The following is a 19,723-nucleotide window of genomic DNA, read 5'->3' on the forward strand; positions in this document are numbered from 1 at the left end:
CTAGCGTTCGGTGAGAACCGAACCGACCACGGCGGCACCGGCCTGCTGCACCATGTCTGCGTAACTGCGCAACAGGCCGACCCGGCTGCTGTTGCGTCGGGCAACCATCAGCGCACCACCCGCGCGCACCGCCACCGTCTGCCCATCGGCAAACTGGCTTCCAGCCGGCGTGTCGATGAGTATCACGTCATATCCCGCGCCAAGCTCCTGGAGCAGCTGCCCGAAGGTGGGTCGGGCGAGCAGCTCCTGCGGATTCGGCGGCACCGCGCCGGCAGGCATTACGGAGAGATCGCGCAGCGCGGGAACCCGCTGAATGATATCGGGCGAGCCGCGGCCCGAGAGGATGGCGGAGAGACCCGCACGATTGTCCACGCCAAACAGCAGGTGCTGCCTGGGGCTGCGCATGTCGGCATCGATGACGAGGGTGCGTTCGCCAAGTTGCGAAAAGACGACCCCGAGGTTGGCAGCGAGCCACGAACGCCCTTCGTCGCGACCCGGGCTGGTGATGGCAAGGGCCTTGTGTGCGGGCTCGGTGTCGAACCAGCGCAACACGAGCTGACTTCGCAGCGCGCGCAGTGCTTCGACCTGAGGGGCAAACGGATTGTAGGCAGCGATCACCTCTTCGGCGACCTTGCTCTCGCCGCGGCTCAGGTACGGGTAGTCGAACTGGCGCGAAAGCGCTTGCTCGATATCGACCTCGGACACCAGACCGAGCTGCATGGCGGCATCACCGAAGCGGAGTTGCTTTTCGCGCTGCAGGCGGAGCACTCGCTCGGCATCCTCGGCCCTGAGTTTGCCCGCGTCAATGAGGATGGCGCCGATCGAGCGCTCCTGGCCGGGGTGACGTTCGGCGAGATCCACTTCACGTTGAATGGTGTTCATTGGCGGCTCACTCCAGATTCTTTCGGGCCGGCAGCATGCCGGTGCAGTTCGGCAAGCTCATACCGAACCGGGAATTACGCCAAGGACGGGCATACCCGGGATTCTCGCGAGATCCTCTTCGCCCCTTACCCGCTGGTCCATCAACTCAAGTACCAAGGCTGCGCCAACACCGAGCAGGCTTCCGAGAAAAATGGCGAGTGCAGTGTTGAGCAATACCTTCGGGCTCGACGGTTCAAGCGGTGCGACGGCGGGCGTCAGGACGACCACGTTGGTCTGCTGTGTCTGGCTTTCCAGATTCGTCTGGGCAAGGCGTTGTGTGACAAGGTCGTAGGCGCGCTGGGCATTCTCGACGTCCCGCTGCAGCACCGCGATCTGGTCGCGCTCCGCCTTGAGCGCCAGCACGCGCCGTTTCTGAGCCTCGAGTGCGGCCTTGATCTCGGATTCGCGCTGTACGTTCACCCGGCTCGTGGTGCCGAGCGAACTGACCACCCTGCGGGTCTCCGTCTCGATGCGTTGACGCAGATTCGCAATCTCTGCGTCACTGCGGGCAAGCTCCGGATGATTCTTGCCCAGCCTGCCAGCGAGTTGATCGCGCTGGCCCTCCTGGCGGACGAGCTCGGCCTTGAGGCTCTGGATGAGGCCGTTCTGCATGACCTCAGGCAGATTGTCGGCATTTCCTGCCTGCGCCTGTCGCGAACGGCTATCGACTTTCTGCGCCTGTACCACGGAGAGTTGAGTGGAGAGCTCCGCGAGGCGCGCGTTCTCGAGGTCAAGACGGTCGTCGGTCGCAACGATGCCCCGTTTCTGCTGAAAGTCGGAAAGACGCTTCTGTGCCGCTTCGAGGTCGGCGCGGAGCGTCGCGTTCTGTCCGTCAAACCATTTGGCGTACTGGCGGGCGGGCTCGACCTTGAGCTCCAGGCTGGTATCGATATAGGCCTGCGCCCACGCGTTGGCCACCGCAGCGGCGAACTGCGGGTCGGAACCCTCGTAGCCGATGGTGAGCATGCTGCTCTCGCGGGACGGTTTCACGTCCAGCTTCTTCATCAGCAGTTCGGCAAGCCACACCTTGATCGACCCCTGCCCCCCGGTATCTTCGCGCCACTGCTCCTGAATGACCGGCGACTGGTCCATTCTGAGCAGCTCGACTACGCGCAGGGCGACGCGGCTCGAGCCGATGATATCTACCTGCGTGGCCATGTAGCCGGGAATCATCTGCGCAGGAAGCATGCCGCCCATGAGCGGATCGGTCGACTTGGCGTCGACGACCAGCGAAGTTTCAGCCATGAACTGTTTCGGCAGCAACAGGCTTACCGCAAGCGCAGCGCCGACCACGACCGCGAGCGTGCCGAGCACAAGCCAGCGACGCGCGCGCATGATGAGGAGAAACTGTTGAAAGGTCACGGCGTGCCCCCGCCTCAGAACAGGCTTTCTTTGACGTAGATGACGTCGTCGGGTTTGAGAAGGTCGTCCATCGCCGGCTCGATGACCTGCAATTTACCGTCGGCTGCGCGGCGATGGATCTGCAGCCCCTTGACTGTGCCACGTGCGGAAGTACCGCCACCGGTTGCCAGGCCCTGCATGACACTCATCTGGCGCTCGAGGCGAAAGGCACCCGGACGCTGGACCTCGCCATAGATGTAGAACACGGGCGCGCGATGCACATAGATGACGTCGCCCCCTGCAAGGACCAGGTTCCGGGCCTCGCCGCCGGGCCCGAACAAAGCGGGGAGATCGATTTCCGCGCGTATGCCTTTACCATCGCGAACGCCAATGAGGACCACCGCGTCGGCGCCCGTGGCAGCCACTCCGCCCGCTGTCGCAAGCATGTCGGACAGGCGGGTATTGAAGGTCTCGAGCGGATAGCGGCCGGGCCGATTGACCTGACCCAGTACCGCAATCTGATTGCCCCTGATCTGCAGCGGCAGGATATTGACCTGCGGCTTCAGGACAAAACCACCCTCGCGCAGCCTGGTAGCGATCGTCTGTTCGGCCTTGGCAATCGTCTGCCCTCCCACGACGACATTGCCGATCAGCGGGAAGGTGACGGCCCCGTTCTCCGACACCCTGGTCTCGGTTGTGAGGTCGGGGTTCTGGAATACCGTGATGCGTACGATATCGCCGGCACCGAGCGCATATTCGGCATCCTGAGCCCACGCCTGGCCAGCCAACGAAAAAAGCGCCACGGCGGCGAACGTGCCGAAGCAGGTGGAAAACAGTAGGAAGAATCGTTTCATCATTCAGCCATTACCCTCGATCCGTTCATTCAACCCGCATACCTACTTGAGACCCGCCACACCCTTCTCGATCACCGACTGACTCGCCTCTTCGGCGGCAGCCGCGGCGGGCGTGATCGGTACTGCCGGAGCGGAGGCCCGGGATTCTGAGGTCGGCGCCGCAGGGGGCTCCTCGACGGCCGGCGCGGCTGCCGGATCCGGAACGATCGGCGCATCGGCAGCGGGCACGGCGGGGTCCGCCGCAGGGGCACCTGGCTCCGCCGGCCGGGAGAACTCGCCTACGTATTCGATCTTGGCCGCATCGCGAAGACGTTTGATCTCGGTTTTAGCGAGTTCGGTGCGGGCCTGATTCTCAAGAAACTTCTCGATGAATGGCCGCGCCTGCTTCTCGTCGAGAGGCTGTTCACGGGAGGCCGCGAGGTAGATCACGATTACACCCGACGGACTGCGCACCAGAGCGATCTGCCCATCCTTCATACCCGCAAATCGCGGCAACGCTTCAAGCGGCAGTTGCTCGGCCGGTTTCACACCGCCACCGGCGCTGAACGGGATGTTCTGGGTCCGCAGCCAGTTGATGAGTTCGGGAAAATTGCGCGCCTGATCGACCTGCGCCCGCAATTCGTCGTGACGCTCGGCGGGCAGGCGGATATTGAGTTCCTGAAGGTTGTAGATACGACGCTTGGCAAAGAGATCGGGATGCTCGTCGTAGAACTTCTTGATCTCTGCGTCCCCGGGCTTGCCCGATTGCGAGAGCGTCTGGTCAAGGTAGGCGCGCGCAAGGATCTCGCGGCGGGAAGCCTCTATGAGTTGCAGAACCCTCGGGTCGCGATCGAGCTTCTTCTCTTTTGCCTGCTGAACCAACAGTTCCTGGTCGATCAGTCGTTCGAGGATGCCGGCCGATGCTTGCTTGACCTGCTCGGGCTTGAGATTCGCCACTCTTGAGAGTGCACCATTGATCTGGTGCACCGAAATTTCTTCCGAATTTACCTTTACGGCAACCTGGGAGGCGGGCTTCTTGCCACCACCATCCTCACCACCGCACGCAGCGAGCAAAACTGCCACGGCAATCGCAGCCAGGCGCGAGTTGAACAGTAAGTTCGGCATGGTTGACCTTTTATCTTTGTTGGCATGAACACGGCGGCAACACCTCCGCCAAGAGTCGCAACGCTAACGATGTTTTGTTACGGGAAATCGAATTGAAACACAGCACACGCTGCTCTGCAGCATTTTTGTGCCATTGTAATAATTCTTCCGCATCGTATTGCGATCTGGTTCAAGCCGACAATGGCCCTTGCCATGACGTTCGTGGCCGGCTGTACACCGGCCACGAACCCCCGCAGGGTGCTACTTTCTTCCCGAAGTACGTCGGAAAGCCACCATCCCGAGCATGCCAAGGCCGGCAAGCATGTAAGCATACGACTCAGCCTCGGGAACCATTGCGGCATGGGATTCAAATGCATAGGCAGCCCCGGCGCCGACAGCGGCCGGAAACACCGGTGCATAGTAATAGCTGCCCGCAGCAAGCGTTACGCTGGTGAGCGAGGCACCGGTCGTTGGCGAGAACAGAGCCCCCGAGAGCATCGTATCCCCGGTATCGAATAATCCGAAGCCGAGAAACGGCAGGGTGGAGGCGCCTTTATAGGAGACGATTGACGGGACGTCGAGCACGAACTCGAAAACGCCTTTCAGCGGGCCGCTGGCGAAAAGTATCTCGGAGCCGCTTTCCGTGCTGTCGTGCGTACCGCCGAACGAAGAGAACACTGTGGCATGGACATTCGCGGTGGCCGTCAAGGCTGCGAGCGAAACTGCCCATGCGAGGGGCTTCATTTTCATGACCGGACTCCTGCTGGTTTCTGGATGCTGCAGCACAACAAAAGCAAGAGCCGGGCCAATCGCCGGGGCGCCCGTGATTGCATGCCATTCCCATGATCACCGGGAGCGCGACCACATACCGACGATTTGAGATCCATGCAATCGATGATCCGATGCGCACGAACAGTGCATGGATCCATCATACGGCACCGGCATAGTGCAACCAGGGCGGTCACGTGGACACGGAAGCCGAGGCCCTCGGCAGCCAAGCCACGGGCGCCCCCACCCTTTTCAACCGCATCGCGGCCGTCAATGGCATGCGACCGGAGCGGCCCTTCCCGCTATCGGGTCGGCTGGCACTCCGGGCACAGGCAGCCGGAAAGCAAAAAAGCGGGGTATCCCCCGCTTTGCATGCAACCCGAAGGGCAATATCACATACGATTCATGCGACGGCGGGCCGCCATGCCGATCATGCCAATACCCGCGAGCATCAGCGCGTAGGACTCGGGCTCGGGCACCGCAGCAACACCTACCGCCAGTTCCACGCCTTTCTTCTCGATGAACGCATAGCTCGGGCCGGATGTGGTGTACGAGTAGGCTGCGAGCAGGTTCTCGATGCTGACGTTCGCCTTCTCGATCCCAGCCGTTTCGACCACTGACATCGAAGACCAATTGTGCGTGGCAATCGACAGGGTGGTGTTCATGATGCCCGTGTCAGCCTCGATGGCCGACGTCATGCTCTCCGCAAGCGGCACAAGCGGTTTCACACGCAACTGCCCGCCGACGTCGACGCCGGAACCCTCACCGAAGTAGAAATAGTCGCCTTCTTCGACCAACGTGAAAGCGGTCAGCACATAGCCCGGATCGGCAGAGATCTGAAAGGCGAAGGTCGAGTTGGTGAAAGCGAAACCGGACGCTGTCTGCGCGGAAAAACCCGGAGAGCCGGACGGCGCGAAGAACAGACTGTTGTCGATCAGGCTCGGGGAACCAAACAGGCCGAGGGCGGCATCGTCATACGTGATATCGAATCCGACACCGTCCAGGGTTTGCATTGCGGCGTGCGCACCGCCTGCGGCCAAAGCCACGACGGCAGAGGCCGCGAATTTCTTGATGCCAAACGTCATCGGGAATCTCCTAAGTTTCAAGATCGGCCATCAAACCGAAGCAATTTTCCTACCCACTCTGCGACAACATGATGACAAGCCATAGTGGCTAATGACACGAACAATCGCAGCGCAACATTCAATGCCATGAGGTTTTACACGAGCACCGAGAAAGAGGCAACCTGAAAAAATGCCGACGGCGTTTCCAGCATTCTCGACAGAGCAACTCGACGGCATCCGCCACCGGCGGGCGCGCAACGTCAACGAATAAAGCGCCGACGGCGGGCGCAAGTATCCAAGCCCCGGGCAAACCGCCATGGCGAAGACCGTCGAAGCACGCGCCTGACACAGGAACGTGTCGACGAAACCGAAGACGTGCCGAATGTGATAGCGGCGCCGGTCACTCTGGCCGAACCCGCGCATACCTAGGTCCGTCGTCCACCGTTGCCTGAATCGAGCCTTCGAGCGCCCCCTCCCTGCCCCGCTCAAAACACAAAGCTGGCGGAAACGCTTGCAGAGTCGGCAGCGTAACCGCTGCCTGTCGAGGAAGGGCTGCGCAACTGGTGCTGCAGCGAAAAATACAGGCTGAGCGAGCGCATGGGCTGGTAATCGAAGTTCAGGCCGTAGCGCCGGGTGATATCGCTCCGATCCCCAAGCGATCCCGAGACCAGACCCGGGTCCCCGCCATAGTCACGTCGGCGCCACTCGACCACCGCACCGAATCCTGTTTTCTCGGTAAGTTGCCAGCGCGGCGAGAGCGCCAGTGCCTCGGTGACGACATAATTGTCGACAAGGTCCTCCTGGGCTCCCATCTCTCGACGGAGCACCGCGTTCAGGGACGTCTTGCCCGAAATCGCCCAATCCGCAGCGATCCGTCCGGTCAATCCGCTGAAATCACGGTTCGAAGCGAAGTCGTAAGCGCGGCGAGTCTGGCCGAGGTAACCGGAAAGCCTTGATGCGCCTGAAATCTGCCAATCCCCTTCGAGGCGAAAATCCTGCTGGTTGTATTCACGGTCACTGACAAGCGAGGCGGTTCGACGCGGGTAAAGTCCATCGGTACTTGCGAACTTAAACGTGATCCGATTGCCGCTCCGCGGCCGGTAGGTGATCCTCAGATCCGCGGTATTGGCATCGTATTCCGCGCCGGGGCGCGTCCCGTTGCTGTAGCGGCTGCGTATCCGCGCATAGCCGGCACCTGCAGCCCAACTCGGATGGAACCAGTAGTTCGCGGACGCATCGGCGCGACGGTAGACATTGATGCTCCGCTCCTGCCCGGTGTAGTCATCGAAGCCGGACAGCTGCTCGCTGCGGCTGAAACCGAGCCTTCCGCTCCAGCGGTCGCCCAGCACCCAGTTCCAGGCGGCATCCGCACTCGTACCGGTGTAATCGAGCCGGGAGTGGTTGGCATAGGCATTATGGTTGACGTCCACCGACGCGCGCAGGCCTTGCCGCCCATACGCTTTCGCAAACCGCAGGCCGAGGGCCGTCGAACTCACGGTATCGCTGCGCCCACCACTCGAGGGCTCGACGCCATCGCCAAGACGATACAGATTCGTATCGTGGTAGACGCCCTGCGACACCACGAAATTCAGGGCATCACCCTCGTTCGCGTATGCCGACCGGGCGCCGGTCAGGGCCCACGCAAGAATCGCAATGAACAAAAAGGATGCTCGCATTTTCATGGCAGCGGATTCTAACGTAATGACTCTGTCACCGTCTTACCGGAAGATGACAGAAAGATTGCACATGCGAACCGGCACCGATGCACTCGGCGCAGCTGCACGTCGCCGGCTTACGTAATCGACATACGCCGACTTAGTCGCTATGCTGCACAGCAATAGCAACAAATTTCAACAGATTTCCGAGCGCCCATGTTCGCAGCCCTGGACAAACATCCTGGTTTTTTTCGGACGAGCTTCACGCTCACCGGATTCGTCGAGTCATTTCTCGACCCACTGGTCGTCATCGGCGTCCTGTTCGCCTGCGCGCTCGCCTTTGGCGAACGCGTCGCCGCACCCTATGTGATCCTCGGCCTGCTCTCGTTCTCGCTGACCTTTCCCGGCAATATCCATTTTCATGAACCACTGCGTCGCATGGTCCGCAAGACCATCACCAACTGGCTGCTGTTTGTCGTAATTCTCGGCGGTTTCGGATACGCAAGCGGCTATCTTTCCTTCTTCCCCGAGCCCGTTCTGATGCTCTGGGCCTCGATGACACCACTCGCCCTGATCGGTGGCCAACTGCTCGCCCGCATGGTTCTGCCGCGCGTGATCGCGATCGGAAACAATCAGAGGCTGGCGGTTGTTGCCGGACTCAACGACATGGGTCTGGGCGTAGCCCAGCAGTTTGTTGCCAACCCCTACCTGAGCACCCGCTTTCTTGGTTTCTTTGACGACCGCAGCCGCGATCGTCTGCCTGACCCGGGGAATCTGCCGATGCTGGGCGGCCTGGGCCAGCTCGCGGAGTACGTGAAGCAGCATCACGTCGAGGCCATCTATCTTGCCCTGCCGATGGCCACGCAGCCCCGCATCCTGCGCCTGCTCGACGACCTCAAGGACACCACCGCGTCGATCTATTTCGTGCCGGACATCTTCGTCACGGACCTGATCCAGGGCCGCATGGACAACGTCGGCGGCATGCCGGTAGTGGCCGTCTGCGAAACGCCCTTCACGGGGTTGAACGGTGTCGCCAAACGCCTCTCCGACGTTCTGCTGTCGATCCTGATCCTGATCCTGATCTCACCGGTCATGCTCGCCGTTGCCGCGGGCGTCAAGCTCTCGTCTCCCGGCCCGGTCATCTTCAAGCAGCGTCGCTACGGTCTCGACGGAAAGGAGATCGTCGTCTACAAGTTCCGTTCGATGACGACCTGCGACGACGGCGCAGTAGTCAGGCAGGCATCGCGAAACGACAAACGAATCACCCCATTCGGGGCCTTCATCCGCCGAACCTCGCTCGACGAACTGCCGCAGTTCTTCAACGTTCTGCAAGGCCGCATGAGCATTGTCGGGCCACGGCCCCACGCAGTGGCGCACAACGAAACCTACCGCAAGCTCGTGAAGGGCTACATGGTTCGCCACAAGGTCAAGCCGGGCATTACCGGCTGGGCGCAGGTCAATGGGTATCGCGGCGAGACCGAAACCATCGACAAGATGGAAAAGCGCATCGAGTACGACCTCGAATATCTGCGCAACTGGTCGCTGGCGATGGATCTCTGGATCGTCATCAAGACGGCACTGCTGGTCATCAAGGATCGCCAGGCCTACTGATCGCCCCGGCGCCGCTATCATGCGCGGGTGCCGGCCTCACCAGAACTGCCAGCTCCCGGTCGCGATGACCCATGCGCCGAGAATGAGGTTCGTTGTGGCATGGGCGAGAATCGGCCACCACAGGTTGCCGATGCGCCCGTACAGCCAGCCGTAGGCCAAGCCGGCGAGCAGGCCGGCGAACCACAGGTTGTGCTCCAGGCCGAAAACCAGCGAACTGACCAGAAGCGCCCGCATACCTACGGCGGCAGGCAGCACGTTCCGGAAGTCGCCACTCGCAAGCCAGCGCATGATGAAGCTTCGCCAGAACAACTCTTCCATCACTGGCACCACCACCGCGGCACCGAACACCCGCACGATGAGCCACGCCCAATCCAATCTGCCGCTCGCGTCGAGCGGCGCCTGCACATCTGGCTGGCCCAACGAAAGCACCGGTACGTCGAGATTGATCCACAGGATGAACACGAGCAAGCCGACCGCGACCGCCACGAGCGAATTGCGTACGATCGACACCGGACGCTCGACCAGTTCGTGATAGTGTCCCCACAACACGGCAAGGGCGAGCATGACCGAACCGATTTGCGCCGCGTAAAGCCAGCGACCGCTCCCGACCGGCAGCAAGGGCTCAAGCGCGGGACGTGCGCCGAGGAAGAGCATGTAGAGGGCAAACGGAATGGTTCTGGCAAGGCCCGGCCTGTCCTCGAACAGCGTCTTTCTCAATGTACTGCTTGTCATGACCGACCTGCTTGTCCCCGCCATTGGTTCACCCGAAAATTCCACGTGCATTCTTGCCCGCACCATCGTCCGGCGACTGTGCATTTCGTCCGCAAGACTTCTTCGTCGCGGTTTTTTTCCAGCCTTGTTGTGCGCGGCTGCGCAGGCCCGTGGCGCCCTGCCCCCGCAAATCGCCGACGAGCTGATCCGGGCCGACCTGCCGCAGGACAGCGTCGCGATCTGGGTACAGCCGGTGGACAGCGAACGGCCGACCCTCACGCTGAACGCCGACATCCCGATGAACCCCGCTTCGGTCATGAAGCTGGTGACCTCGTTTGCCGCGCTCGACATGCTCGGCCCCGCCTACACCTGGCGCACCCGTTTTGCGGCGGATGCACCGCCCGGGAACGGCGTGCTGGACGGCAACCTGTACGTGGTCGGCGGCGGCGATCCGGTGTTCGGCTACGATCGTCTCTGGCGTGTGTTACGGCAGTTGAAGGATCTCGGCGTAAACGAGATACGCGGCGACATCGTCCTCGATCGCAGTGCCTGGAATCTGCCGCCATTCGACCCGGGAGCCTTCGATGGCAAGCCGATGCGCCCCTACAACGCGGGCGCCGATGCCCTGCTGCTCAACTTCAACGCACTGCGCCTCACCTTCGTGCCTGCCGAGCGAGGCGGACCGCCGCGCCTCACCGCCGATCCGCCGATCGCCGGCCTGGTGGTCGACAACGCGTTGCGCACCGAAAACGGCCCCTGCGGCGAATGGGATGACCGGCTCGACGCCCAGATCGCGCCCGACGGCGCCAGCACGCGCCTCACCATTCGCGGCGCGTGGCGGGACAGTTGCGGCCGCCGCGACTGGCATGTAGTACCGCTCAGCCCGGCGGCCTACGATGCCGGCCTGATCGAAGCGCTTTGGCGCGAACTCGGCGGCAGGCTCAGCGGTCGGGCGAGAGAAGGCACAACCCCCGAGGGCACAGCGACCCTGCTGGAAGAAACCTCGCCGCCGCTCGGTGACGTAGTCCGCGACATGAACAAATGGTCCAACAATGTCCAGGCCCGCATTCTGCTGGCAAGCATCGGCGCAGCGGGCGGTGGCACGCCCGACACGGTAAGTGCCGGCGCGCGGACAGTGCGGCTTCGCCTCGCGGCCATGGGCATCGGCGTCGAAGGACTGGAGATCGAGAACGGCTCGGGGTTGTCGCGCACCGAGCGCATCACTGCGCACAGCCTCGGCCAGCTGCTCGAGGCCGCCTGGCGACAGCCCTGGATGCCGGAATTCATCTCTTCGATGGCGATGGCCGGCGTAGACGGTACTGCCCGCAAACGCCTACGCGACAGTCCCGCGCGAGGCTTCGCGCACATCAAGACCGGCACGCTCAACGGCGCCCGCGCAATGGCGGGCTATGTCCTCGACAGCAACGGGCGCCGCCACGTGGTCGTCATGCTCGTCAATCATCCCAACGCGTGGGCCAGTCGCGCGGCACAGGACACCTTGCTGGAATGGGTGTGGATGGCGGACAACGCGGCCAGCCCCGCGACGACGCTGACTGCGGTGCCCTTGCAGCGCAAATAGCGCAGCATCCGTTGCCGGCAGTGCTCAAGGGTAGAATCGCCCTGTTCCTACCGCCCGCCTGATCCGATGCCCAGCTTCCTCACCGCCGCCCTCTACAAGTTTGTCGCCCTGCCGGACTTTCGCGCCCTGCAAGCGCCGCTGCTCGCCTGCTGCAACGAGCATGGTGTAAAAGGCACGCTGCTGCTCGCCGAGGAAGGCATCAACGGGACCATCGCGGGCAGCACCGCCGGGATCGAGGCGGTGCTTGATTTTCTGCGCGCCGATCCACGTCTCGCCGACCTCGATCACAAGCGCTCGTACGCCGAGTCGGCACCCTTCAAGCGCATGAAGGTGCGACTCAAGCGCGAGATCGTGACGCTCGGCGTACCCGACGTCTCGCCCACCCGGATGGCCGGCACCTACGTAAAGCCCGACGAGTGGAACGCCCTCATCGCCGACCCGGCCGTCGTCGTGGTCGATTGCCGCAACGACTACGAGGTCGTCATCGGCAGCTTCGCCGGGGCGGTCAATCCGCATACCCGCAGTTTCTCCGAGTTACCCGCGTGGGTCGAACAGGCCTCCGCACCAGGCGGCCTGCTGGCGGGCCGGCCCAAGGTAGCGATGTTCTGCACCGGCGGAATCCGCTGCGAAAAATCCACCGCGCTGATGCGCATGAAGGGTTTCGACGAGGTCTATCACCTCGAGGGCGGCATTCTCAAATACCTTGAGACCGTACCCGAAGCCGAGAGCCGCTGGCAGGGTGAGTGCTTCGTGTTCGACGAGCGCGTCTCGGTGGGCCACGCCCTGGTACCGGGCGACTTCGGCCTGTGCCTCGCCTGCGGTCATCCTGTCAGTCCCGAGCAGCGCGCTTCGGAATGCTATGAAGAAGGAGTGAGCTGCCCGCAGTGCCATCCGCACACCTCCGATACACGCCGCGCCGAACTGCGCGAGCGGCGGCGTCAACAGACACTTGCCGCGCGCGCTCCGGCGCACGAACCGGAGTCCGGGGGATGACGTTTGAAGGACGGCTGCCCGTCCTCTATTCGTTCCGCCGCTGTCCTTACGCAATGCGGGCTCGCCTCGCGCTGATCGTAAGCGAAACACACGTCGAACTCCGCGAGGTGATCCTCAGGGAAAAGCCCGCGGCGCTGCGCGAAGCATCACCCAAGGCCACGGTCCCGGTGCTGGTGCTGCCCGACGGCACGGTGATCGACGAAAGTCTCGAGATCATGCTGTGGGCGCTTGGTCAGAACGACCCGACCGGCTCGCTGTCACCGCGCGACGGCAACCGTGACCGGATGGTGGAACTGGTGGCCCTGAACGATACGGATTTCAAATATCACCTGGATCGATACAAGTATCCGCAGCGCTACCCCGGCGAGCACGCCGAAACACACCGAACCGCAGCGGGCAGGTTCGTGACGAACCTGGAAGAGCGCCTTTCGGCAAACACCTACCTCTTCGGCCCCGATGCGGCGCTCGCCGACATCGCAATCGCACCTTTCGTGCGCCAGTTCGCCGGCGCGGACGAAGCCTGGTTCGCGGCGCAAGCCTGGCCAGGTGTACAGGCCTGGCTTGCCTCGATCACCGGGTCGTCCGCCTTCGTGCGCGCCATGCACAAGTACCCGGCCTGGCGGCCGGACGCCACGCCGCAACACTTCCCACCGGATTGAACGAGCCCGGTCGGGACGTGCCGGTCGGACGTAGAATGACGTCCTCGCCTCGGCGATCGACCGGGACGAGGGTCTCTCACCACCGACAGGCGGCGCGCCCATGACCAGAAAACGAAGCTCCGCGACAGTGCCTCCCGCCAGCAGCGCCGACACATTCCCGCTGTCGCTGCGCCGCGTCGCGATCGACACCTACCGCGAGAACGTCGCCTATCTGCATCGCGACTGCGCGGTCTATCGCGCCGAGGGCTTTCAGGCGCTCTCCAAGGTCGAGGTGCGCGCCAACGGTCAGCGCGTACTCGCAACGCTCAACGTGGTCGACGACACCGCGATCGTCGGTTGCGGAGAGGTCGGGCTCTCCGAGGACGCGTTCTCCCTGCTCGCGCTCAACGATGGCCACCCCGCGCGCATCTCTCAGGCACTGCCGCCCTCGTCGATTCCTGCCCTGCACCGCAAGATGGCCGGCGAGCGGCTGGACCGTGACGATTTCCTGGCGATCATGCGCGACATTGCCGAACTGCGCTATTCGAAGATCGAACTGACCGCCTTCGTCGTGGCCTGCAGCCAGGGCGAACTCGATCGCGAAGAAGTGTTCTTTCTCACCGATGCGATGGCAGCAGTCGGCCAGCGGCTGGACTGGCACGAGCGGCCGGTGGTGGACAAGCACTGCATCGGCGGCATTCCCGGCAACCGTACCTCGATGCTCGTGGTCCCGATCGTCGCGGCCCACGGGATGCTGTGCCCCAAGACCTCGTCCCGCGCCATCACCTCGCCCGCCGGCACTGCCGACACCATGGAGGTGCTCGCCAATGTTGAGTTGCCGATGCAGCAGCTTGCGGAAATGGTCCGCACCCACCGCGGCTGCCTTGCCTGGGGCGGAACGGCGGCGCTTTCTCCGGCCGACGATGTGCTGATCTCGGTGGAAAGGCCACTGTCGATCGACTCGCCGGGCCAGATGGTGGCCTCCATCCTGTCGAAAAAGATCGCCGCGGGCTCCACCCACCTGGTGCTCGACATCCCCGTGGGTCCCACCGCCAAGGTACGTTCGATGCCAGAGGCACAACGGCTGCGCAAGCTGTTCCAGTTCGTCGCCAGCCAATGCAACCTGACGATCGACGTGGTGATCACCGACGGGCGCCAGCCGATCGGCCAAGGCATCGGCCCGGTGCTGGAGGCCCGCGACGTGATGCGCGTACTCGAAAACGACCCGGCCGCCCCCAACGATCTGCGCCAGAAAGCCCTGCGGCTCGCCGGCCGGATGCTGGAGTTCGACCCCGACGTGCGCGGCGGCGACGGCTTTGCGATCGCCCGCGACATTCTGGAATCGGGTCGGGCGCTGGCCAGGATGGACGACATCATCCGCGCACAGGGTGCGAAACCATTCGACCGCAATGCACCCTCGCTCGCCCGGCTCAGCTTCGAGGTATGCACGCCGTGCGGCGGTACCGTCACGGCCATCGACAACCAACAGCTGGCGCGCATCGCCCGCCTCGCCGGGGCGCCCAAGGTGCAGGGCGCCGGCGTCGACCTGCTCCACAAACTCGGCGACACGGTGAAATCTGGCAGCCCGCTCTACCGGGTATACGCCGACTACGCCTCGGATCTCGAGTTTGCCCGTCACGCCTGCGACGAACGCAACGGCTACGCGATCGGCGGCGTCGAAGAAATGGCCCATGTCTTCGTGGAATTCTGATGGAACCGACACTGCTTTACTTCGACGACGAGGCCGGACCCGCAGCACGGCTGGCGGACGCCGCGGGGTTCTCTGCCGCGGCTGTCGCGCGTCACCGCTTCCCGGACGGCGAGCTGCGCCTGCGCCTGCCGGAACGGCTCCCGCCCAACGTCGTTATATTCCGCAGCCTGTACCGGCCCAACGAAAAGCTGATCGAACTGCTGCTGACCGCCCGTACCGCCCACCAGCTCGGTGCGCGACGCCTGTCGCTGGTGAGTCCCTATCTCGCCTACATGCGTCAGGACATCGCCTTCAACCCCGGCGAGGCGATCAGCCAGCGTGTCGTGGGAGCGTTCCTGGCCGATCTATTTGACGACCTCGTCACCATTGACCCGCATCTGCACCGCATCCACTCGCTCGATGAAGCGATACCGCTTCGCAATGCCGTGGCGCTGTCCGGTGCGCCGATGCTTGCCACCCTGATCGCTCAACACCGCACGAACCCCCTGCTGGTCGGGCCCGATGCCGAATCGGCGCAGTGGGTGGCGCAGGCCGCGGCGTCACACGGCTGGGACAGCGCCGTGTGCAGCAAGCAGCGTCACGGTGATCGCGACGTGGACGTCGCCCTGCCGACCGGCCTCGCTGCGCGGAATCGAGAAGTGGTTCTGATCGACGACGTGGCGAGTTCGGGCCACACCCTCGCGCGGGCCGCCGAAGCGCTGCTTGCGGCGGGCGCGGCATCGGTGGACGTTGCCGTCACCCATGCGCTCTTCGCCGACGACGCACTGTTACTGGTGCATCGCGCCGGCGTCAGCGAAGTATGGAGCACCGATTGCATCCCCCATCCCTCCAACGCCCTCGCCGTGGCCCCGATGCTGGCCGAAGCGCTTCGCGCCATTGGAGTGGGACAGGCGACCTGATGAGCAGCGCATCTGGCCAACGGATCGCGCTCAGCGCTCCCGCCAGGCCTTGTCGAAACTCGCCGTGATCGGGTGCAGCAGATACTCGAAGAAAGTGCGTTCGCCGGTGCGCACAAAAACATCCGCAATCATCCCCGGCAGGACTTGCAGACCATCCAGTCGCTCGAGTTGTGACTCAGGCACCTCCACGCGGGTCAGGTAGTAGACCTGTCCCGAACGCTGATCCTCGACCACATCGGCCGATAGATAGGTCACCGCACCGTCCAGCTCAGGCAGCGTCCGCTGGTCAAAGGCCGAAAGCTTGATGCCAGCCGGTAAGCCGACGTGGATACGATCCACATCCTGCGGTCGCACACGTGCCTCGACGACGAGACGATCGTCGGCCGGGACGACCTCCAGCAGCAGCTCACCGGGGCTGATGACACCGCCCTCGGTATGCACCTTGAGATCGGTCACCGTTCCCTCTACGGGTGAGCGGATCTCGGTTTGAGCGAGAACGAAGTTGGCTGCCGAAATGCGTTCGTCCACATCGAAGATGTCGGTCTGCACCTTGCGCAAGTCCTCGGTTACATCCTGGTGGAAGTTCTTGCGTAGCTGGAATTTTTCCAGTTGTTTCTCGGCCATCATGGTACGGGCGGCGGCAATGTCCGACTCGTGTTCGGCGCGCTCTCCATCCAGCCGGGCAATCTCGCGCTCGAGATTGCGATACTTGGTCTTCTCCACCATGCCCTTGCTGAGCAGGTCGGTGAGCCCGGCCAACTCGGAGCGAAGGCTTGCCAACTGCGCCTGCTTGGCGCGCATCTGCCCGCCCAGTCCACCGATCTCGCTGGACTTGGACGCGATCTGCTTATCCAGGATGCTCAATTGGCCTACCAGGCTCGCGCGTCGTGCACGGAACTGGACTTCCTGCGCCTGGATCAGGTCGGCCACCTTGGGATCGTTTCGCCGGTCCAGCAACTCTTCGGGCCACACAATCTCCGCGGCACGGTCGCGCTCGGCCTCGAGCCGCGCCTGCAAGGCAAGAGCGGCGTCGCGCTGCGTCCGCAGCACGCCCTGCGATGCCCCGGCACGGGTTTCATCCAGCCGGATAAGGACATCGCCCGCCTTCACATGCGCGCCATCGCGAACGAGGATCTCCTTGACCACGCCACCTTCCTGATGCTGGATGCGCTTGCGGTTGCTGTCGACTTTCACGAGGCCCTGCGCGACGACCGCGCTCGACAACGGCGCCAGGAAAGACCACACGACGGCGAGCCCGAATGTCATTGCGATGATCACCAGGCCAATACGCCGCCAGCGGCGAATGCCCGCCAGCGCCTCGGCCTCGCCAATGACCATTGGAGGCGTACCCTCCAGGACATTTCCATCAGCCATGCGCTTCTCCGCTCTGCACCGAAGGCATCACCACCCGGCGGGTAATCTGCGGCATGAGCTCAGCGGTGTCGCCCATTCCGGCCACCTGGCCGTCCTGGACGACCATGAGCTTGTCCGTTCCGCCCAACACGGCAGGACGATGTGCGATCACCATCAATGTCCGCCCCTCTGCTCGCAGGGCATCGATGGCCTGGCGCACTGCGGTCTCGCCCATGGCATCGAGATTCGACGTCGGCTCGTCCAGCACGATGAGTGGCGGCCTCCCATAGAACGCCCGGGCAAGGCCTATGCGTTGGCGCTGGCCGCCGGACAGGTTGACGCCTCCGGGACCGATCTGCGCATCGTAACCGCCCGGCATCGCGAGAATGATCTGGTGAGCACCGGCCAGTTGCGCGGCGTCCACCACCTTATCCGGGTCGATCTCTCCGAACCGGGCAATGTTCTCTGCAATCGACCCCGGAAAAAGCTCTATGTCCTGCGGTAGATAACCGACGTGCGGCCCGACGTCTTCGCGTCGCCACTCGGCAATATTCACGCCGTCAAGGCGGACGACACCGGAAATCGGCCGCCAGACACCAATCGCCAGTCGCATGAGCGTCGACTTGCCCGCACCACTGGGCCCGGTGATACCCAGGCAGGTGCCGGGCTCGAGGCGAAAGTTCAAGTCGCGCACGGTGGCCTTACGTGCGTCAGGAGGGCCTCCGATGACGGATTCGAAGACCACTTCGCCGGTAGGTCTGGGGAGCGGCATCGCTTCCTTGTCAGCTTCCTCGGTACCGAACTCCTTGAACAGGCGTGCATGTGACTGCCGTGCAGAAAGAAAAGCGCGCCAACCCCCGATGGCCGCCTCCACCGGTGCGAGACCGCGCCCCATGATGATCGACGCAGCGATCATCACACCCGCGGTGGTCTGCTCCTGGATCACCAGCCAGGCACCGACGCCGAGGATCGCGATCTGCAGGAGAAAGCGTACCGATTTGGCGATCGCAGCCACATTTGCCGCACGGTCGCTGGCAACCCCCTGGAGGCCGAGCCCGCGATCGTGCTGCTTGCGCCAGATGGCGGAGAGCCCCGGCACCATGCCCATGGCACGGACCGCCTCGCTGTTACGCGCACTCAGCTCCGCAAAACGCGTGCTGGCAGCCAGATCCCCCCCTGCTTCGGCAAGCACATCACGCGTGCTACGTTCGTTCCACAGACCGAGCAGGAAGAGAAAGACCGCCCCGGCAGCAGCAACATGCCCCAGCATGGGGTGCAATACATAAACCAGCCCAAGGTAGATCGGCATCCAGGGCGCGTCGAGCAGGCTCAGAATCTGCGCGCTGGTGAGGAAGGTTCGCAAGGTGTCGAGATCGCGCAGCGCCTCACCATTGCGCCCCTTCGACAGCGTACGCGTGAAGACCAGACCACTAAGCTGGGCATCGAACCTCACACCCATGCGCACCAGCATGCGCGAACGCACCACCTCGAGCGCGGCGAGCGTGGCCAGACAGGCCGCCGCAAACAAGGTCAGGTACAACAAGGTGTACTCACTGCGCGACGCCAGCACCCGGTCGTATACCTGGAGCATGTAGATCGACGAGGTCAGCATCAACAGATTGATGAAGAAACTGAAGAAGCAAATCTGGCGCAACGCGGAGCGGGCGCCATCCATGGCGCGGCGGAACGGCGTGTCGCCCTTGCCGGAAGGGCCCAGCGGCATGAGTTAATCGCTCAATTCGGTAAACGCAAGTCGGCGACCAAAGGCCGCCGACACGGGATCATTTGCGAGCGCGACGCGCTGTCAGGGCACCAACTGCCAGCCCGAGAAGCGCGAGCGTCGAGGGCTCCGGTACACCATTCGGCGGCGTTACGGCCGTACCGACGACCGAAAAGGCCATGTCCAGGGAACCGTCGATCCATGGATCGGCGTCATCACCACGGAAATAGCTTATGCCGTCACCGTCATCACTCGTCAGCCAGAACCACTGCTCCGGTTCATAAGCGACCGAGAAAACGTAGTTGGTACCCGCGGCCAGAGAGATATTCAGACCGGTGAGCGAGAACTTGAAAGTCGTTCGGTCATCGAGGTCGAGCAGGGCGGCCCCACCCGCGGTCTCGGCAGCAATTGAAGTCACTGCAGCAGGACAAGGCGAGGACGAGAACGAATAACCGCACTCGAAAACCGCGGCAGCACTCCCGCCGAGGCTGTCGAACAGGCGAACATTGAACCCATCCGCATCATCCGCCTGCGTTCCCCACCACTCGAGCGTATCCACCGTAGCACCGGTCGTGAGATGGAAGGTATCAGCGTTATGGAGCCCAAAATCGATACTCGACTCATAGCTTGCCCCACCAGCTGCCGGGGCCTGGCCGTATATCACGGCAGCAGAGGCTGGCACGGCCGAGCACAAGCTGAAAAACGTAACCAAGCCGCACTGGCGCGCAATGTGAAGTAGATCCGATCTCATGATGCCTCCAGAATATTGCTCGCAATGCAACAGCAAATATTGCGCCATAATTTTTCTTTCATAAAAACATG

17 protein-coding genes are annotated in these 19,723 nt (G+C 63.1%); 6 read left to right on the plus strand and 11 right to left on the minus strand.

Features of this window, described 5'->3' with window-relative positions; all coding sequences use genetic code 11:
• The 7 genes from epsG to epsL form a co-directional block, all read right to left on the minus strand.
• Nucleotides 1-882: a chain length determinant protein tyrosine kinase EpsG gene (gene epsG / locus GQB03_RS13145; protein WP_159689979.1), complete on the minus strand. Its 882-nt coding sequence runs from the start codon at nucleotides 880-882 to the stop codon at nucleotides 1-3.
• A 57-nt stretch (nucleotides 883-939) separates the two neighbouring features.
• The gene (gene epsF / locus GQB03_RS13150; RefSeq protein WP_159689982.1) at nucleotides 940-2,283 is read right to left on the minus strand and encodes a chain length determinant protein EpsF; all 1,344 of its coding nucleotides are present in this window, start codon (nucleotides 2,281-2,283) and stop codon (nucleotides 940-942) included.
• A gap of 14 nt (nucleotides 2,284-2,297) precedes the next feature.
• Nucleotides 2,298-3,119 carry a polysaccharide export protein EpsE gene (gene epsE / locus GQB03_RS13155; protein WP_200832220.1) on the minus strand — a complete coding sequence of 274 codons (822 nt, stop codon included), beginning with the start codon at nucleotides 3,117-3,119 and terminating at the stop codon, nucleotides 2,298-2,300.
• 39 nt (nucleotides 3,120-3,158) lie between these two features.
• The gene (locus GQB03_RS13160; RefSeq protein ID WP_159689985.1) at nucleotides 3,159-4,220 is read right to left on the minus strand and encodes an EpsD family peptidyl-prolyl cis-trans isomerase; all 1,062 of its coding nucleotides are present in this window, start codon (nucleotides 4,218-4,220) and stop codon (nucleotides 3,159-3,161) included.
• Nucleotides 4,221-4,460: 240 nt separating this feature from the next.
• Complete coding sequence (locus GQB03_RS13165) at nucleotides 4,461-4,949, minus strand: PEP-CTERM sorting domain-containing protein (protein ID WP_159689988.1); 489 nt, start codon at nucleotides 4,947-4,949, stop codon at nucleotides 4,461-4,463.
• Between the two features lie 410 nt (nucleotides 4,950-5,359).
• Entirely contained in the window at nucleotides 5,360-6,052 is a 693-nt protein-coding gene (locus GQB03_RS13170) for a PEP-CTERM sorting domain-containing protein (RefSeq protein ID WP_159689991.1), read from the minus strand.
• Nucleotides 6,053-6,516: 464 nt separating this feature from the next.
• Nucleotides 6,517-7,713, minus strand: coding sequence for an XrtB/PEP-CTERM-associated polysaccharide biosynthesis outer membrane protein EpsL (gene epsL, locus GQB03_RS13175; protein ID WP_159689994.1), 1,197 nt, complete (start codon nucleotides 7,711-7,713; stop codon nucleotides 6,517-6,519).
• Nucleotides 7,714-7,902: 189 nt separating this feature from the next.
• On the opposite strand from epsL, the gene GQB03_RS13180 reads away from it, so the two are divergent.
• Nucleotides 7,903-9,297: an undecaprenyl-phosphate glucose phosphotransferase gene (locus GQB03_RS13180; protein WP_159689997.1), complete on the plus strand. Its 1,395-nt coding sequence runs from the start codon at nucleotides 7,903-7,905 to the stop codon at nucleotides 9,295-9,297.
• A 36-nt stretch (nucleotides 9,298-9,333) separates the two neighbouring features.
• Here the strand turns inward: GQB03_RS13180 and GQB03_RS13185 are convergent, their stop codons facing one another.
• Nucleotides 9,334-10,029, minus strand: coding sequence for a CAAX prenyl protease-related protein (locus GQB03_RS13185; RefSeq protein WP_159690000.1), 696 nt, complete (start codon nucleotides 10,027-10,029; stop codon nucleotides 9,334-9,336).
• Between GQB03_RS13185 and dacB the strand changes: the two genes are divergently transcribed.
• The 5 genes from dacB to GQB03_RS13210 all read left to right on the plus strand — a co-directional run bounded on the left by dacB (nucleotide 10,028) and on the right by GQB03_RS13210 (nucleotide 15,828).
• The gene (dacB, locus tag GQB03_RS13190) at nucleotides 10,028-11,587 is read left to right on the plus strand and encodes a D-alanyl-D-alanine carboxypeptidase/D-alanyl-D-alanine endopeptidase (RefSeq protein WP_159690003.1); all 1,560 of its coding nucleotides are present in this window, start codon (nucleotides 10,028-10,030) and stop codon (nucleotides 11,585-11,587) included. The genes GQB03_RS13185 and dacB overlap by 2 nt on opposite strands.
• Before the next feature lie 66 nt (nucleotides 11,588-11,653).
• The gene (gene trhO, locus GQB03_RS13195) at nucleotides 11,654-12,580 is read left to right on the plus strand and encodes an oxygen-dependent tRNA uridine(34) hydroxylase TrhO (protein ID WP_159690006.1); all 927 of its coding nucleotides are present in this window, start codon (nucleotides 11,654-11,656) and stop codon (nucleotides 12,578-12,580) included.
• Complete coding sequence (locus GQB03_RS13200; RefSeq protein ID WP_159690008.1) at nucleotides 12,577-13,239, plus strand: glutathione S-transferase; 663 nt, start codon at nucleotides 12,577-12,579, stop codon at nucleotides 13,237-13,239. The genes trhO and GQB03_RS13200 overlap by 4 nt, the downstream gene beginning before the upstream one ends.
• Before the next feature lie 100 nt (nucleotides 13,240-13,339).
• Nucleotides 13,340-14,929, plus strand: a complete 1,590-nt coding sequence (locus GQB03_RS13205) for a thymidine phosphorylase family protein (protein WP_159690011.1) — start codon at nucleotides 13,340-13,342, stop codon at nucleotides 14,927-14,929.
• Nucleotides 14,929-15,828, plus strand: a complete 900-nt coding sequence (locus GQB03_RS13210) for a ribose-phosphate diphosphokinase (protein ID WP_235027055.1) — start codon at nucleotides 14,929-14,931, stop codon at nucleotides 15,826-15,828. Before GQB03_RS13205 ends, GQB03_RS13210 begins: the two co-directional genes overlap by 1 nt.
• A 30-nt stretch (nucleotides 15,829-15,858) precedes the next feature.
• On the opposite strand, the gene GQB03_RS13215 is transcribed toward GQB03_RS13210, so the two are convergent.
• Genes GQB03_RS13215 through GQB03_RS13225 form a run of 3 tightly spaced genes read right to left on the minus strand, consistent with a single transcriptional unit; the run spans nucleotide 15,859 to nucleotide 19,700 of the window.
• Nucleotides 15,859-17,202 carry an HlyD family type I secretion periplasmic adaptor subunit gene (locus GQB03_RS13215; protein ID WP_159690014.1) on the minus strand — a complete coding sequence of 448 codons (1,344 nt, stop codon included), beginning with the start codon at nucleotides 17,200-17,202 and terminating at the stop codon, nucleotides 15,859-15,861.
• Complete coding sequence (locus GQB03_RS13220) at nucleotides 17,195-18,904, minus strand: type I secretion system permease/ATPase (RefSeq protein ID WP_159690017.1); 1,710 nt, start codon at nucleotides 18,902-18,904, stop codon at nucleotides 17,195-17,197. The genes GQB03_RS13215 and GQB03_RS13220 overlap by 8 nt, the downstream gene beginning before the upstream one ends.
• Nucleotides 18,905-18,962: 58 nt before the next feature.
• On the minus strand, nucleotides 18,963-19,700 hold the full coding sequence (locus GQB03_RS13225) for a PEP-CTERM sorting domain-containing protein (RefSeq protein ID WP_159690020.1): 738 nt from the start codon (nucleotides 19,698-19,700) through the stop codon (nucleotides 18,963-18,965).
• Nucleotides 19,701-19,723: the final 23 nt, after the last annotated feature.

The organism is Cognatazoarcus halotolerans, from assembly GCF_009800965.1.
Taxonomy (GTDB): Bacteria; Pseudomonadota; Gammaproteobacteria; order Burkholderiales; family Rhodocyclaceae; genus Cognatazoarcus; species Cognatazoarcus halotolerans.